Here is a 16,384-nt window from a genome sequence, read left to right on the forward strand (position 1 = left end):
GGTTTTGGCTGGGCATTAACTATGTAATCGGAATACTATTTAAGTATTTTAAAATATCAGTGTCAATCATAAATGGCTGGAGATTATCAAACAGGTGCAGCATTTATTGCTGGAGGAAGTCTAACTGGTGCAGGTGTTTCGGCTACAGTTGGCGGAATGGGATTAGCAGGAGGATTCGGTGCAGTTGGTGTAGGTACAACTCCTGTGGTTGCGGCTGGTGCTGTAGCTGGTGTGGCTGCTTATGGTGTGTGGAAAGCAGTTACAGAGGTAGATAGTGTGGCTGTTAGTGCAATGGGAATTGGTGCTGTTGGCGGTGTTGCTTGTTCTGGCGTATTCGGTGGTATGGGGTTAGTAGCACCAAAAATTGGGCTGGCGTTTGGTATTGGTACTGTACCAATGGCAGGTATTGGTGCAGTAGTGGGGCTTGCATCTTATGGTATCGCCAAACTTTTAGACGAATCTGAAGTTAAAGAAACTCCTGCTCAAGTTTTTGAGCGTATGGAAGAAAAAGTCTTAGAGATGGATTACTATAGTGCCGCAGTCAGAGAGTTAGAGCTATTTTTGTCGGGAGAGGATCTCAACCGAAAGTTTGCAACATTAGAAGTTGAGGATGAGTTAGAAGCGCTTAAGGCTGAATTTAGTAATAATTCATCTGCCAAAACTGAACCAGCAGTCATCTCTATAAAAATGCAGTCTTCAGGAAGGTGGAAATGTATACAAACACTCAAAGGTCATTTAGCTAGAGTTAATGCGATCGCTATTACCCCTGATGGTGAAACTTTAGTCAGTGGTAGTGATGACAGACAAGTTCATCTTTGGAACTTAAAAACAGGAAAATGGCTTTACACCTTTACTGGACAAGCTGAGGCAGTTTTATCTGTTGCTATCAGTCCTGATGGACAGCAAGTTATTAGTGGGAGTGTAGATCGAAAAATTAGTTGTTGGCAACTGAATACAAGAAAATTCTTACGAACATTCTTTCACGCAAATTCTCCTTATAGCCATGATGGGTTTGTTAACTCGGTTGCTTTTAGCCCTGATGGAAAATATATTGCTAGTGGAAGCACTGATGGTAGTATCAGAATTTGGGGACGCTACACTGGTCATCTAAAACAAACCTTAAGTGAACACAAAAACTCGGTTCTATCTGTTGCTTTCAGTCCTGATGGTAAGACACTGGTAAGTTGCGGTGCTGATAAAGTTATCAGAATTTGGGATTTGAATACTTGGAAACAGCGCTACATTATTACTGAAAATTTAGGAGCCGTGAGTACAGTTGTTATTACTCATGATAGTCAAACTTTGATTAGCTGTAGTAAAGACAATGCAATCAGGTTGTGGAATCTTGAGACAGGAAAATTACTCTTTACATTAACAGAACACTCAGCAGCAATATCTAGTCTTGCTATAAGTCCTGACGGAAGAATCTTAGCCAGTAGTAGCCGAGATGGCATCATTAAACTGTGGAATTTACATAACAAACAAGTAATACAGACTCTTGATGGTCTGAGTCCTGTTACTTTTAGCCCTGATGGTAAAACGCTAGTGAGTGGTGGTAAAAACGCTAGTGTAAAAATCTGGATGCAAACTCAAAATAATGCTAACTTTTCTGGGGAATGGTGGGAAGTTTTGGGTGTAGATGAAAAGGCAAATTCTCAGGAAGTAAAGTTTGCCTACCTGCAATTAGCAAGAAAATATCATCCTGATATTAACAATTGCGCAAATTCAGCAGATGTGATGCAAGCAATTAATCAGGCTTACGCAGCCTACAATGAGCAAATGAATACAAAAAGCTTTGATATATAGAACGTTATTTCTATTTTTTTGAAATACATTCCAAAATTATGAAAGGCTAAGAAATTTAATAATTTAAAATTCCTAGCCCATTGCAAACTACTCAATTTTCAAGTTAAAAGGCAACCGCGCATACACACCTTGGGGGTCATTCATTTTCTGCAAAATCGCAAATTCCTGTTGCAATTTCTGCAATTCAGTTGTTAATGGATCGGTTGGTTTATTGACTAACTTCTCAAGCCCTAAAGCAACACTAATATCCTCGACTGCTCCTCCAAAAAAGCGCTCCTCAAAAGAGCTTTCTCTGGGATACTCTCTTAACTCCCAATCTTTACCTAACTTAGCTTCTTTAGCAGCATATTCTACAGCCGCATCTAAACCACCAATTTCATCAACTAAACCGATTTGTTGTGCTGCTACACCAGACCAAACTCTACCTTGAGCAATTTCTGCTACTTTTTGGGTGGGTAACTTACGACCTTGAGCAACTTTGTTGACGAACATATTGTAAATACGGTTAACACTGCGCTGATAAATGGCTATCTCTTCGGGTGATTTAGGACGAGAAACGGTTTGACTATCAGCATAACGGGCGGTTTTGACAGAATCCCAAGTGATACCATTATCGTTTGCTAGTTTCTGTCCGTTAAATAATATGCCAAATACACCAATGGAACCTGTGATTGTGTTGGGTTCAGCGAAAATTCTGTTAGAGTCGGTGGCTATCCAGTAACCACCGGAAGCGGCGTAATCACCCATAGATACAATGACAGGCTTGGTTTGACGAGTCAGGCGGATTTCTCGTTGCATAACTTCCGAGGCTGTGGCGCTACCACCTGGACTATTAATTCGCAAAATTACTGCTTTAACGTTGTCATCTTGCCTGATTGTATTAAAGAGCCGGGCAAAGCGATCGCCTCCAATTTGCCCTTCTTCGCCTTGACCATCGACAATATCGCCTTCAGCATAAACCACGGCGATCTTGTTCTTAGAGTCTTTATTTATACCAAACTGCTCACCAGGAACTTGAGCGTATCGACGCAAGCTAATCTGTTTAAATGTCTTATCGTCTTTTTCGCTACCTGTTAACTCTTTGAGGTCAGCAACTATTTCATCGTTATATACTACCTGATCTACTAAGCCGTTGCTTTTAGCGGCTGTGGGTTCTAAAGATGACTGACTATCTGCGATCGCTTGTAGTTTTTGCGGGTCAATTTTCCGGCTCTTACCGACTGTAGTACGCCATTCACTCCAAACATCGTCCAATAATTTCTGGGTTTGTTCGCGGTTTTCTGGACTGAGTTTATTTAAGACAAATGGTTCAACTGCTCCCTTAAATTTTCCTACTCGCACAACCTGAACGCCAATACCGTACTTTTGTAATGCTCCCGCTAAAAACATCGGTTGGCTACTCAAACCATTGACTTCTAATTCACCCAAGGGGTTCAGTGCAACGGTATCCGCTACCGAACTCAGGTAATATTCCTTCTCTGACCAATCTACACCGTAGGCGATGACCTTTTTCCCTGATTTGCGAAAATCTTCTAAGGCTTTGCGGATTTCTTTCAAAGAAGCATAGCCTAAGCTGTTACTGCCACGAGTACCATCTAGGTAAATGGCTACAATACGTTTATCCCGTCCTGCTTTTTCTATAGTGTCGAGAACACTACGCAGCGTCATCCGCTCTTGTACTACACCTGAGAGTCTATTTTGCAGTTCTTCGCCAGCACTGGGTTGTCTTTCGGTGATGTTCATCGATAAGTCAAACACCAATACTGATTTATTTTTAACTACTGGCCCTGTACTACTAGAACTAGCAGCAGCAAATAACAATAATAAAAGTCCTGTAGTTCCAACACCTGCGAATATAAATAGTCCAAATAAAGTGCCTAGTAAACTAGCAAGAGTTTGTTTAAGAAAGTTATTCATTAGTTATTAGTCATTATTCATTAGTCATTAGTCCATAAAAATCATTACAGACTAACTAGTTACTTATTGTAGGCGTTTTAAACTGTGAGAGTGTTTTAACTGATGTAAAGTAGCGTTGCCAGTACAAAATAATACTGTGGTGATTTCGGCAATTAAGACTTCGGCTAAGTCTTGTAAGGCGGCTTCTGATTCTACGGCCGCTTGGAGGAAAGGCATAGCTAAACCAGCGATATCTGCTCCTAAAGCGATCGCTTTGGCGACATCTAGTCCATCACGCAAACCACCAGAAGCGATTAAGGGAATATGGGGAGCGATCGCTCTTACACTGGTAATACACTCGGCTGTCGGTATACCCCAATCGGCAAAAGTTTTACCTAAGCGTCGCTGCATAGCGTTCTCTGCCCTTTCCCCTTCTACCTTTGCCCAAGAAGTACCACCTGCACCAGCCACATCAATGGCTTGTACTCCCGCCTCAATAAGTTTCTTCGCCATTGCACCAGAAATGCCGTTACCCACTTCTTTGGCAATCACTGGCACTGACAATTCGGTGCATAATTTAGATATTTTGTCAAGCAACCCGCGAAAATTGACATCGCCCTTTGGTTGAATACACTCTTGTAGGGGGTTTATATGCAGAATCAAAGCATCCGCCTCTAGCATATCGATGATTTTTAGACACTCATCTAAACCATATTTGTAATTTAGTTGCACTGCTCCCACATTAGCGAACAGCAACACATCGGGAGCATACTTACGAATAGCAAATGTTTCCGCCACCTGGGGTTTTTCCACCGCCACCCGTTGGGAACCCACACCCATCGCCAATTTATAATGTTGAGCGAGTTCAGCTAAACGTTGGTTAATCATTCCCGCTTGTTCAGTTCCCCCAGTCATGGAGGAGATTAACAAGGGTGCATTAAGTTTCTTACCTAGAAAAGTTGTGCTGAGATCGATATCGTTGCGGTCTATTTCTGGTAGACAACAATGGGTAAAGCGATAGCGTTCTAGTCCATTGGTAGTTTCGCGGAATTGTACATCTTCTTCCAAGCAGATGCGGATGTGGTCTGCTTTGCGTGATTGAGTTTGAGCAGAGTTGCTAGTAGTAGAGGCGTTCACTGGTGGGGATGACTCATAGCAGGTAATTACTATTGTATGATTACTCACGCAGTGGCAGGTACTTGTTTACAGCCGGACGAAAATCTTAGTTAACTTTTCACTTAACTAGAACGTTAAACTAGCAAAGGTAGGTTGACAATATCAATATAAAAAGACACTTACGAGGTGTTAAAAATGCACAAACACTTTTTTACTTGGATCCGTCAATTGTTACGTTCTTTATTGCTAGTGATTGTGAGCATAGGGATTTTAGCAACAGTCTATGGAACATTCAATTTATTGAACAAAGGAGAGAATGTTATAGCTACCAATGATCAACAAGTTCTCAGCAGTAATTCTATATCACTGGTTAATGTCAGTTTTGAAAACAAGCCAACCAAATCTTATTCAGGAACAAGAGACATTAAAGTTTATCGTAGTCCCTCATGTAATTGTTGTGGTGGTTGGGTGGAACATATGCAAAAGAATGGTTTTAACATCCAAGCAGATATCAAAACTGATGATGTGGATGCAATTAAACAAAAATATAACTTGCCTCCAGAGTTAGCATCTTGTCACACAGCAATTATTGATGGCTATGTCATGGAAGGACATATTCCCGCCGACGATATTAATAATTTTCTGCAACAAAAGCCTCCAGTTAGAGGTTTATCTGTACCAGGAATGGTTATCGGTACACCAGGAATGGAATCAGGAGACATAAAGCAGCCATTTACAGTCATGACATTTGATAAAACAGGTAAAATTGCAGCATTTAAAGAGTATCTATCTTACTGAAATAAAGAAGATGGATGAAGATTTGAAAGTCTCCCATGCCAAAGCAAAAGAATGATCACAATCGACAATTTTTAGTTTATACATATTAAATTAATATGAGTCTTTTTTGTCTAGTTCATGGTGCTTTTCAAGGTACTTGGTGTTGGAATTTACTAATTCCTTACTTAAAAGCACAGGGTCATGAAACTTTAACGATGGATTTGCCCATTGAAGATGCGTCTGCGACTTTATTGCAATTGTCAAATACAGTAATTCAATCGCTACCAAAAACTCATGATGATATTGTGCTAGTTGGTCACTCAATGGCTGGTACTGTAATTCCTCTAGTTGCAGAAGCCGTAAAAGTGCGCCAACTAGTTTTTATTGGTGGATTAATTCCATACCCTGGTGTTAGTACATTTGACCAACTATCACATCATCTTGATTTTGAAACAATCAAATCATTTAACTATCAGCTAAAAGACCCTAGCCAACTTGAACGGTTCTATGATGAACCTAATATGTATGAACCAGCTTCTGTAGGCAAGAATTATTCAGACCCATCGGTATTAATGGATTTTTTCTATCATGATTGTCAACCAGATGTAGCACAGTGGGCAATATCTAGAAGTCGTTCGCAACAATTTCTAGGCTATATATTTGAAACGAATCCTTTGAAAAATTTGCCCAAGGTTGAGTATAAATATATTGTTTGTACTCATGACCGAATCATATCTCCTACATGGTCACGCTACGCCGCACGCAAGCGCTTGGGAGTTGACGCTATCGAAATACCTTCTGGACATTGCCCACATCTGGCGCGTCCTGATCTGCTTGCTGAAATTTTAATGCCCACCACCTGATTATTGAGAAGGTGGAAGATGTCAGCCTCCCACAGGCGCGATGAACGCTCCCACAAAATATGAAAAAAGCACATTTTGATGATATTTATCAAAGGCTTACTGTATAAAGGTTTTAAAATGTGCTTGTTGAGAGTTTAGGAAAAGGTATGCTAAAACAAAAATTATCTCTCTTTTTAGTCAAGCACACTAATGTTTGAAGCAATTGAAAAAAATACTGAGCTATTATCTCTTGTAAATAAGCATCACTTAATTATTCATGCCGATTCATATTCAGATTTAGAACAATGTAAATTTATCAAAGTTATTGATGGGGATGGCTTGCTTGTCGTTAAAGAAGAAGAAACTTTAAATATTCGTCTTGCTTATATTGATGCTCCTGAGCATAATCAAGAATATGGGTTAGATTCAAAACGATGGTTAAAAAAACAGTTATTAAATTCATCTTCTATAGTTAGTGTTAGATTTCTTGATTTTGACGAAAAGCATGAGCGATACATTGCTGATATTTTTATTAAAAGTTATTCATTAAGTTGGTTAATGGTAGTAACAGGTAATGCCTGGACTTATTATGACTTTCTAAGTAATGAAGTAGAGGAATGTTATATAGAGGCTCAATACTTTGCTAGAAAATATCGATTAGGATTATGGGCTAATAACTTGTTTTCTATTCCACCTTGGATACATAGGGCAGACCAAAAAGGAAATGAAACATCTCTAAGAGTAGAGTCAGCTAGAATACTAATGGCTGTAGGTGAAGCAATGCTAGACGATGCTGAGGGAGAAAAGTCCAAAATAATAGCAGAAGCTAAACTTCAGATAGAGTTTAATCGTCATTACTATCCAATGCGGTATTTTCATCAAGTCCGTTTAGCTCATGTAAAATATATAGGGATAGTGTGCAACAATGTGAGTTGGGATATCAAAAATGGTTATAACGGTTTAGATGGAGACGAAGTTAATATCCCATTCTTCCAACTTGCGTTAAAAGCATCCAAAGGTGATGAGGAAGCTTCTTATGAGTACGAATGTTGGAAAAAAGCTTTATATATGGCTGTTGGTAAGGTCAATTTGCCAGAAGATTATAGAAAACCACTAACCGAAGAATGGATAGAAACTCTTATAAATAGGGTGAAAAACTGGGTTAGTCAAAGTCGAGATTAGAGATTACTGTAAAAATCATCAGTAATATTTTCTTATAAAATTAGTCATTGATTAATGACTAATTGACCAGTTACATGGGATGCTGGTTGATTGGTAAAGTTAATAGTCCATAGTCATGAGTCCATAGTCCAAAACATTCATTTTTAGCTGTTGACCAATGACTAATGACTAATGACTGTTAAGTGAGTATTTGTAGATGTCTATTTCTTCTGTTACGGTTAAGGTTCCCGGTACAACGGCTAATTTGGGGCCAGGTTTTGACTGCATCGGTGCAGCTTTGACTATATATAATCAGTTCCAGTTTACACACCACGATGAAGCTGGCTTAATTATTGAAGCCACAGGTGCGGAAGCTGAACGGGTACAAACGGATGAGAGTAATTTAGTTTATCAAGCGTTTGTCAAGTTATATCAATATATAAATCAGCCAGTGCCAGGGGTGAAAATTGAGATTAATTTAGGTGTACCACTGGCGCGGGGTTTGGGTAGTTCGGCTACAGCTATTGTTGGCGGTTTGGTTGCGGCGAATCGATTGGCGGGTGAACCTTTATCTCAGGCGCAGGTGAGGGATTTGGCGATCGCAATGGAAGGACACCCAGATAATGTAGTCCCGGCTTTTTTGGGGGGATGTCGTCTGGCGGCTACCAGTGATGCAGGTTGGGAAATTTGTGATGTTCCCTGGCATAGTGATGTTATCCCAGTGGTAGCGATTCCTGATTTTGAGTTATCCACATCTGAGGCGCGGCGAGTTTTACCCACCGAATATAGTCGTGCAGATGCCATTTTTAATACTGCTCATTTGGGTTTATTGTTGCGTGGTTTGCAAACAGGTAAGGGAGAATGGTTAAAGGCAGCTTTACAAGACAAGCTGCATCAACCTTATCGCCAAGCTTTAATTCCTGGTTACGATGCAGTGAATGCGGCGGTGATCGCATCTGGTGCTTACGGTATGGTAATTAGTGGTGCGGGGCCGACGCTGTTAGCTTTGGCGGATGTATCCCATGCTCAAGCAGTAGAAGTTGCAATGGCTTCAGCTTGGCAGGATGCAGGAATTAATGCCCAAGTGCGATCGCTTGCTCTCGATACCCAAGGCGCAACATAACAATTCAAAATTCAAAATTCAAAATTCAAAATGAAAAAATTAAATCCTGGTCTGCCTTTAGAGCAAATGCAGTCGGAGATTACCGCACTCAAGTCACAAATTCAAGTGCTTGAACAAGAACGTGCGGCTTTGACTATTAATGATGATGTCATTGCCTCAGAAAATGATTCACCTTTAGCGATTGTGGAAGCTTATCGCCGTCAAGCTAGAGAAAATGCCCAGCTATTTGCTGAACTTAAAGGGATAGATGATGCGATCACTGCTTTACAAACTCAGCTACAGCACAAACATGGTGAATTAGCACGTTTGCCATATAAATTAAGACAAATCGACCAACAGCAACAACTAGAAGAAGCTAAAAAATTGGCTCAAGTCCATGCTGAACGCATTAATGAAATTGCGGCGGAACTAACAAAGGAAATCCGTCTACTCAAGGCTTGCGCTGACCAACTTAGTCCATTGTATTGGCAAGTTTATTACAAACCCTTTATCACTGGGTTCAAAACTATCTCCGTTCCTTATGTCCGCTCAGATGGGGAAGTTTGGAATATTGTCAACCGCATAGTTTAGGAAATCTTGAAAATTCCTAGTTGAAAATTGAGCCGATATTACAATTTGTAACGGTGGACGGAGCCACCGTTTTTTGTTGACGTTACAAAACTTTATGTCTAGAATGGGCTGGCTAGGAATTGTCTTGAGTATTTATTCTTGTTTACTCACCGTTCGCGTAATAGAATTTGACTTACGAGGAATTATCCACAAGATTGCTATAAATATCAGGTGAAAGCCCAAGTAAACTAATGATTTCCTGCTGTAGAGGGTTTAAAGGAGGAACATAACCAAAACGCTGACCACGGGCTTCAATAATCGTCAAAGTGATATTAGAAAAAGCACGTAACAACCGTTCAGCAGTAGGTTGGGCAGTTCGTTTGTTTGGATGTTCGGGATAAAGTCCAGCAAGAGAGTTGACTGACTGTACAGTCAGTTGTCGTCTGACAACAAACTCAATGATTGTCAGCAAACGGAGGGCGAGACTCAGTAAATTAATCAGACCTGTAACTTGGTCATCACGTTGCACAAACATTGGGGCAATCGAAAGTGACGCACCCTTAAGGCGATGAAAACCACGTTCAGCAATCCATTCGTCTCTATAAGTCAGAACACCTTGTTCGAGAGATAAGTGACTCTTTGGAGCATTGCTGACAAAAGCCCTCCAGCCAAAAGTTTTTTGAGCTTGGGCAATAGCACTTTCATTGCGGATAACGGTCTGGATTTGATACCTAATTTTGTGTGTAATTTGCTTGGGGCGGGATGTGGGACGACCTCGACCAATGTAGGTTTGTTCAACAGTTTCCTGGCACTCATAATCGAAACTCAGTAAGCCTTCGACTCGATGAAGGCGCAGAATTTGTGTTGCTTTTTGTAATAAAACCTGTAGGTCGTTGATTTGTCGTTTACCGCGACCTTTTTGTGGAGTTAACGCCATCAACTTCTGCTGTGCGTTGTGAAGTCGTGTCTCTAATCCTTGAATTTGTTGTTTTGCAAGTGTCTGTGAATGAATCACAAACACCCTTTCTTGCCAGCATAGTAATGGCAATTGTTCATCAACCACCTCGACATGACGACACACCTCATAGCCAGTGGCGATAGTAGTTTCAAGGACATCTAAGTCTTGGCTGGTTTCACTGTTGTGATGAACACTGGTTCGCTTGATATCCACAAGTGGAAATTTACCAGCAACAGCATCATCTATCCAGCCAGCAAGAAGTTCTGGAGTTTTACCAACTAAGGATAATGGGCATAGGTAGTAATCTCCCTGAATATGTATGTTGCAGCGTGTTGATAGTGAACTCATTTTACAGTCACCAACAAACAACAACCCTTTTTTGTTCAACGTGGCAGCAATTTGTTGGTAGGCGGGAATGTACAACCCATCATCTGCTTGTTCTCCAGATACCACCTGGGTGACAAGGGGCATCCCCAATGGGTCAATCATCCCCATCATTAGTTTTACCTGTGGCAGGTTCGGGTCATCCTTGCTGTGTCCAAATTGGAATAAACCTGACTCGCTGATTAAATGGTGTCCACTGATTGTTGTTGCATCTAAACGTACTTGCTCCACCCCTAATTCATAGGCTCGGATGGTGTTTTGCGTGAGAAACCGTTCTATTTGTGACCAAGTTTCGGGCTTGCTTAATCGCTTCAACAGTATTCCTAAACGGTCATCGGTAAAGTCTGTTTCTCTAATTTTGATTGAGCATACTTGCTCTATGGTGTAGCGTCTTTGTTCTACCCATTCTCGAACACGTACTTTTCGGTGGTCGCCCTGTGAGATGATATATGATAACCAAATGCAAGCTACCCATCCCCAATCCAGTCCTTCTTGTTTCCAGTGACGTGGCAGATGTTGGTTGAGGATTTCTGGTAGTCCCATTTTTTTCATCACCTCTAGCAGCAGAACAATATCGTCGATTCGTTCTGAGATTATTTGTTGGGGTAAATGTGCCATTTCTCACACTTACCATTAAACCGTTACACCCTACACAACTTTCTGGCACAAGGGATGCCGACAATGATCTCCTGCTTAGATACTCTCCCTTATTTCATCTATTTCACCAAACTCATCCTCGATTGCGCGAACGGTGAGTGTTTATGGTAACAATTGGAGAATTAATGAGTATAAATGCTCATCTATTGACGAAATTTAATTTTCCAGAGATAAACAAAGTTTACAAAAGTAACAATTCCTTAATATAATGTAATTAAAAGCGAAAAGAAAAAACGATTGTCAGAAGTGATGAATCCTATAGAATTTCCGTGGCTGTCAGCCATAATTGCATTACCCTTGGTGGCAGCCCTAGCCATCCCTATAATTCCAGATAAAGAAGGTAAAACGGTTCGCTGGTATGGTTTAGGAGTTGCGATCGCTGATTTTGCCTTAATGATTACCGCCTTTTGGCACAATTACGATTTTCAAAACTCCGGCTATCAATTTGTAGAAAAATATGCTTGGGTTCCACAAATAGGTTTGAATTGGTCTGTAGCAGTTGACGGCTTATCGATGCCCTTAATTTTGTTAACAGGCTTAATTAACACACTCGCAATATTCGCGGCTTGGAAAGTAACCAACAAGCCGCGATTGTTTTATGGGTTGATGTTGGTAATGTACAGCGCCCAGTTGGGTGTGTTCCTAGCCCAAGACTTGTTGTTATTCTTCCTCATGTGGGAAATCGAGCTAGTTCCTGTCTACCTCTTGATTTCCATCTGGGGAGGTCCTAAACGTCGTTATGCAGCGACCAAATTCATCATTTATACTGCTGCCGCTTCTATATTTATTCTTGTAGCCGGATTTGCCTTAGCATTCTCTGGAGATACAGTTACTTTTGACATCGCCGCTTTGGGAATGAAAGAATACCCCAAAGTAATTGAATTGTTAGCTTATGCAGGATTTTTAATTGCCTTTGGTGTAAAACTACCAATTTTCCCTTTACACACTTGGCTACCTGATGCTCACGGTGAAGCATCTGCACCCGGTTCCATGATTCTGGCTGGTGTATTGCTGAAAATGGGTGGTTATGCCTTAATTCGCTTCAACATAGAAATGTTGCCTGATGCCCATGCTTATTTTGCTCCCGTCTTAGCAATCTTGGGTGTAGTTAACATTGTTTACGGTGCGTGCTGCGCCTTTGCTCAAACCAACCTGAAACGTCGCCTCGCTTACTCTTCAATTGCCCACATGGGCTTCGTACTAATTGGTCTAGCTTCCTATACAGAGATTGGTATCAGTGGAGCTATGCTACAGATGGTTTCCCACGGCTTGATTGCAGCCAGCTTGTTCTTCTTAACTGGTGTAACTTACGAACGTACCCACACCTTATTAATGGACAAAATGGGTGGTATCGGTAAAGTAATGCCCAAAACCTTCGCTCTTTACACAGCCGGCGCAATGGCTTCTCTAGCTTTACCCGGTATGAGTGGTTTTGTAGGCGAGTTGATGGTTTTCTTAGGTATCGCCAGCAGCGACGTTTACAGTTCCAGTTTCAAGGTTGTAGTTGTGCTGCTGTCAGCAGTGGGTGTAATTCTCACCCCCATATACTTACTGTCGATGTTGCGCCAAGTATTCTACGGCAAACAAAGTGAAGAGTTACATCTCGATACTTTCATTCCTGATGTTAAACCTCGTGAGTTGTTCATCACTGCTTCTCTCTTGCTTCCCATCATCGGTATAGGTTTGTATCCCAAGTTGATCACCCAAACTTATGATGTGAAGACTGTAGAAGTTGCAGCCCACGCTCGTCAAGTGCTACCAGTTGTTGCTGGACAACAACCATCAAGTCGGTACTCTCAGATTTTTACAGCACCAACTTTAGCTAATGCTCAGGTTGAAGGTTTAGTTAATATTGCAAAGTAAATATATCTAAACAAGTGTGCTGACGGTAAATACTAAATATGGGGGAACTGGGGGTAGTTGCAAAACTGCCCCTAATTTTTTTAAGTTAATTTTGCAAAAACTCATTTAGTAGTTTTTAGAAACCTATTTAATTTGTTCAAGTTAATCAAATACATGCGTATACTAAACAAGTATAGACTTTTAATTATACTACTACACTTATGAGTAATATCTTTAATCATATACAAAAAGCAATTAGTAATACAAATAATGCCATTACTCAGGCAACAGCACGGCAAAATAAACTTCAGAATCAATATACAGAAGCTAAAGCTAAATCTCATTCTGCTCATGAAGCTGCTTTAAAAGCTGCTTACAAAAATGAATCATCTTTAGCAATGCAGTCTCTATCCCAAGAGATTCTTCAAGAAACAGTAGCTAATCTACTCCAAAGCCAAATTCAAGAACAAATAGTATCTATTGAAGTCTTAAATAATAATTTAGAGACATTGAATAATATAAAAATAATTTTAGAACAATGTATGGAAAATAAAACAAGTAACAATACTCAATTATTGACAACAGAATTAAATACTCAACATCTAGATAATGAAAATTTAAAATCTCAAAATATCCTTTTTGAAAGAGTAAAGAAAATAATTGCAGAACAAACATCATTCCCAGTAGAAAATATAAATTTAGAACACTCTCTTGTATTAGGAGGATATTTTAGCGCTTTTTTATCATCATCAAATTACCATGAGGTTCCATCTAATGATTTAGGAATGGATAACCTAGATGGAATAGAATTATTAATGGCTATAGAAGAAGAATTTGATATAGAAATTTCTGATGCGGAAGCTGAAACAGTAAGGACAGTTCAAGAACTACTTAACATAATTTCGTTCAAATTAAATAAAAAATAACCAAGCGCTCCTATGTGTAAAAAAAAGGGCAGGCATAATGCCCACCCTTGAAATAACTTAAGAGAATATTCTATGAGTATTAACCCAACAATTTTTTAGCTGTAGCTAACACGTTATCAACACTAAAGCCGAATTTCTCTAAACAAACGCCACCAGGAGCAGAAGCACCAAAGCGATCAATTGTTACTGCATCGCCTTCAGTACCGATATACTTATGCCAACCGAAACTGCTAGCAGCTTCTACAGCCAAGCGCTTGGTAACAGCTTTAGGTAGAACAGACTCTCTATAAGCTGCATCTTGTGCGTCAAACAAATCCCAAGCAGGTAAGGAAACAACACGTACCTTCTTGCCTTCGGCTGTAAGTTTCTCAGCTGCGGTGACAGCGAGGCTTACCTCTGAACCAGTAGCAATGATGATTAATTCTGGTGTAGAGTCATCACCGAACACGATGTAACCACCCTTAGCTACGCCTTCAATGCTGCTATTCGCCAAGTTGGGAACGTTTTGACGAGTGAACGCCAACAAAGTAGGAGCGTTGTTTTTAGCTCTTTCAATGGCCACTTTGTAAGCGCCAGATGTTTCATTCCCATCGGCGGGACGAATCACTGTCAGGTTAGGAATGGCGCGTAGAGAAGCTATTGTTTCGATTGGTTGGTGAGTGGGGCCGTCTTCACCTTGACCGATGGAGTCGTGAGTCATTACCCAAATCACGCCAGCTTGAGACAGGGCGGATAAGCGGATGGGCGCACGCATATAATCGGTAAAGATTAAAAAGGTAGCGCCGTAAGGAATTAAGCCAGAACCATGTAAGGCAATACCATTACAAATTGCGCCCATTGCGTGTTCCCGCACCCCAAAGTGGATGTTGGGGTTTTGGTATTCTCCTTTTTGGAAGTCGCCCTTACCTTTGATTTCGGTGAGGTTGGAGTGAGTTAAGTCAGCCGAACCGCCGATGAGTTCAGGAACTAAGGTAAATAATTTATTGAGGCAGGTTTCTGAGTGTTTACGGGTGGCGACACCTTTGTCTTCTGGGGTGTAGGTGGGGAGAACTTTATCCCAACCGTCAGCTAGTTTGCCGCTCAGATAACGCTCAAATTCAGCAGCTTCTTGAGGATACTTGGCTTTGTAGTCGCTGAAGGTCTTATTCCAATCAGATTCATAACCTGCACCGCGCTCTACAGCTTTACGGGTATAGTTAAGAACATCTTCGGGAACTACAAATGGCTCGTAAGACCAACCAAGGTTTTGACGGGTTAATCCTACTTCGTCACCACCCAAAGCCGCACCGTGAACACCAGCCGTGTTGGCTTTGTTGGGGGAACCGTAACCGATAGTAGTTGTCACCTTAATCATGGTGGGCTTATCGGTGACAGCTTTTGCTTCTTCAATAGCTTTGGCAATACCTTCTAAATCGGTGTTACCGTCCTTAACGTGCAGTACGTGCCAACCGTAGGCTTCAAAGCGCTTGGAAACATCTTCGGTAAATGCTACGTCGGTAGAACCATCGATAGAGATGTGGTTATCATCGTACAGAGCGATGAGTTTACCTAATCCCAAGTGTCCAGCCAAGGAAGCTGCTTCACCGGAAACGCCTTCCATGTTGCAACCATCACCAAGGATTACATAGGTATAATGGTCAACAATCTTGGCATCGGGTTTGTTGAACTTAGCCGCGAGGTGAGCTTCCGCGATCGCTAAACCAACACCATTGGCAATACCTTGACCTAGTGGGCCTGTGGTAACTTCTACACCTGCGGTCATGAAGTTTTCTGGGTGTCCTGGGGTTTTGGACTCCCACTGACGGAATTGCTTGATGTCATCAAGGGTTACACTGTCGTAGCCTGTCAAATAAAGCAGTGCGTACTGCAACATTGAGCCATGACCGGCGGACAAAACAAAGCGATCGCGGTTGAACCACTTGGGATTTTTCGGATTGTACCGCATGTAGCGATTCCATAGCACAAAAGCCATTGGAGCCGCGCCCATCGGCAATCCTGGGTGTCCCGATTTTGCCTTTTCTATAGCATCAACAGCCAAGAAACGGATCGCATTAATAGAGAGTTCTTCGAGGGATTGGGTTGCAACAGCCATAAATAAGATTGTTTTTAACGACGGGTTAGCACTCTTGAGCTACTGTTACCGGGGAGGTTGTTCCCCTACGGTATCCTCATCATCCCATTCCCGATTGCCGTGGACAAGCGGGATCTCCTGAGATTGTAGTAATTTATCAAGCCAGGAATTAGGTCAAGCTAAACTCTTAGCTGAGTCGGGATTGATATCTATGATACTTTTAGATGGTCTATTTCTGGGGAGTGGGGAGTAGGGAGTAGGGCGTAGGGGGAGATG

Annotated in this window: 12 protein-coding genes; 8 read left to right on the plus strand and 4 right to left on the minus strand. The window is 41.2% G+C overall.

Translation table 11 applies throughout. The features are described 5' to 3' along the window. Positions 1–72: 72 nt before the first annotated feature. Positions 73–1,806, plus strand: a complete 1,734-nt coding sequence (locus NSMS1_RS25890) for a DnaJ domain-containing protein (RefSeq protein ID WP_224087538.1) — start codon at positions 73–75, stop codon at positions 1,804–1,806. Positions 1,807–1,893: 87 nt separating this feature from the next. On the opposite strand, the gene sppA is transcribed toward NSMS1_RS25890, so the two are convergent. After that, positions 1,894–3,723 carry a signal peptide peptidase SppA gene (sppA, locus tag NSMS1_RS25895; RefSeq protein WP_224087539.1) on the minus strand — a complete coding sequence of 610 codons (1,830 nt, stop codon included), beginning with the start codon at positions 3,721–3,723 and terminating at the stop codon, positions 1,894–1,896. Between the two features lie 63 nt (positions 3,724–3,786). Then, positions 3,787–4,839: a type 2 isopentenyl-diphosphate Delta-isomerase gene (gene fni, locus NSMS1_RS25900; protein WP_224087540.1), complete on the minus strand. Its 1,053-nt coding sequence runs from the start codon at positions 4,837–4,839 to the stop codon at positions 3,787–3,789. 174 nt (positions 4,840–5,013) lie between these two features. Between fni and NSMS1_RS25905 the strand changes: the two genes are divergently transcribed. The 5 genes from NSMS1_RS25905 (at position 5,014) to NSMS1_RS25925 (ending at position 9,291) form a co-directional block, all read left to right on the plus strand. Next, positions 5,014–5,616: a DUF411 domain-containing protein gene (locus NSMS1_RS25905; RefSeq protein WP_224087541.1), complete on the plus strand. Its 603-nt coding sequence runs from the start codon at positions 5,014–5,016 to the stop codon at positions 5,614–5,616. A gap of 95 nt (positions 5,617–5,711) precedes the next feature. Further along, the gene (locus NSMS1_RS25910) at positions 5,712–6,458 is read left to right on the plus strand and encodes an alpha/beta hydrolase (protein ID WP_224087542.1); all 747 of its coding nucleotides are present in this window, start codon (positions 5,712–5,714) and stop codon (positions 6,456–6,458) included. Between the two features lie 189 nt (positions 6,459–6,647). After that, positions 6,648–7,619, plus strand: coding sequence for a thermonuclease family protein (locus NSMS1_RS25915; protein WP_224087543.1), 972 nt, complete (start codon positions 6,648–6,650; stop codon positions 7,617–7,619). Positions 7,620–7,815: 196 nt separating this feature from the next. Then, positions 7,816–8,721, plus strand: coding sequence for a homoserine kinase (thrB, locus tag NSMS1_RS25920; RefSeq protein WP_224087544.1), 906 nt, complete (start codon positions 7,816–7,818; stop codon positions 8,719–8,721). Between the two features lie 30 nt (positions 8,722–8,751). Continuing rightward, the gene (locus NSMS1_RS25925) at positions 8,752–9,291 is read left to right on the plus strand and encodes a hypothetical protein (RefSeq protein ID WP_224087545.1); all 540 of its coding nucleotides are present in this window, start codon (positions 8,752–8,754) and stop codon (positions 9,289–9,291) included. Positions 9,292–9,463: 172 nt separating this feature from the next. Here the strand turns inward: NSMS1_RS25925 and NSMS1_RS25930 are convergent, their stop codons facing one another. After that, positions 9,464–11,230, minus strand: a complete 1,767-nt coding sequence (locus NSMS1_RS25930) for a transposase (RefSeq protein ID WP_224087546.1) — start codon at positions 11,228–11,230, stop codon at positions 9,464–9,466. A gap of 288 nt (positions 11,231–11,518) precedes the next feature. Between NSMS1_RS25930 and NSMS1_RS25935 the strand changes: the two genes are divergently transcribed. Further along, positions 11,519–13,132, plus strand: a complete 1,614-nt coding sequence (locus NSMS1_RS25935) for an NAD(P)H-quinone oxidoreductase subunit 4 (RefSeq protein WP_224087547.1) — start codon at positions 11,519–11,521, stop codon at positions 13,130–13,132. Positions 13,133–13,332: 200 nt separating this feature from the next. After that, positions 13,333–14,037 carry an acyl carrier protein gene (locus NSMS1_RS25940; protein ID WP_224087548.1) on the plus strand — a complete coding sequence of 235 codons (705 nt, stop codon included), beginning with the start codon at positions 13,333–13,335 and terminating at the stop codon, positions 14,035–14,037. A 79-nt stretch (positions 14,038–14,116) separates the two neighbouring features. On the opposite strand, the gene tkt is transcribed toward NSMS1_RS25940, so the two are convergent. Beyond that, complete coding sequence (tkt, locus tag NSMS1_RS25945; RefSeq protein ID WP_224087549.1) at positions 14,117–16,129, minus strand: transketolase; 2,013 nt, start codon at positions 16,127–16,129, stop codon at positions 14,117–14,119. Positions 16,130–16,384 lie beyond the last annotated feature (255 nt).

Source organism: Nostoc sp. MS1, from assembly GCF_019976755.1.
In the GTDB taxonomy this organism is placed as follows: Bacteria; Cyanobacteriota; Cyanobacteriia; order Cyanobacteriales; family Nostocaceae; genus Trichormus.

Excerpts from the sequence above, each read along its gene's own strand:
- NSMS1_RS25940 (WP_224087548.1), top strand. The coding sequence starts at position 13,333 with ATGAGTAATATCTTTAATCATATACAAAAAGCAATTAGTAATACAAAT.
- sppA (WP_224087539.1), bottom strand. The coding sequence starts at position 3,723 with ATGAATAACTTTCTTAAACAAACTCTTGCTAGTTTACTAGGCACTTTA.
- NSMS1_RS25930 (WP_224087546.1), bottom strand. The coding sequence starts at position 11,230 with ATGGCACATTTACCCCAACAAATAATCTCAGAACGAATCGACGATATT.
- NSMS1_RS25925 (WP_224087545.1), top strand. The coding sequence starts at position 8,752 with ATGAAAAAATTAAATCCTGGTCTGCCTTTAGAGCAAATGCAGTCGGAG.
- NSMS1_RS25890 (WP_224087538.1), top strand. The coding sequence starts at position 73 with ATGGCTGGAGATTATCAAACAGGTGCAGCATTTATTGCTGGAGGAAGT.
- tkt (WP_224087549.1), bottom strand. The coding sequence starts at position 16,129 with ATGGCTGTTGCAACCCAATCCCTCGAAGAACTCTCTATTAATGCGATC.
- NSMS1_RS25905 (WP_224087541.1), top strand. The coding sequence starts at position 5,014 with ATGCACAAACACTTTTTTACTTGGATCCGTCAATTGTTACGTTCTTTA.
- thrB (WP_224087544.1), top strand. The coding sequence starts at position 7,816 with ATGTCTATTTCTTCTGTTACGGTTAAGGTTCCCGGTACAACGGCTAAT.
- NSMS1_RS25910 (WP_224087542.1), top strand. The coding sequence starts at position 5,712 with ATGAGTCTTTTTTGTCTAGTTCATGGTGCTTTTCAAGGTACTTGGTGT.
- NSMS1_RS25915 (WP_224087543.1), top strand. The coding sequence starts at position 6,648 with ATGTTTGAAGCAATTGAAAAAAATACTGAGCTATTATCTCTTGTAAAT.
- NSMS1_RS25935 (WP_224087547.1), top strand. The coding sequence starts at position 11,519 with ATGAATCCTATAGAATTTCCGTGGCTGTCAGCCATAATTGCATTACCC.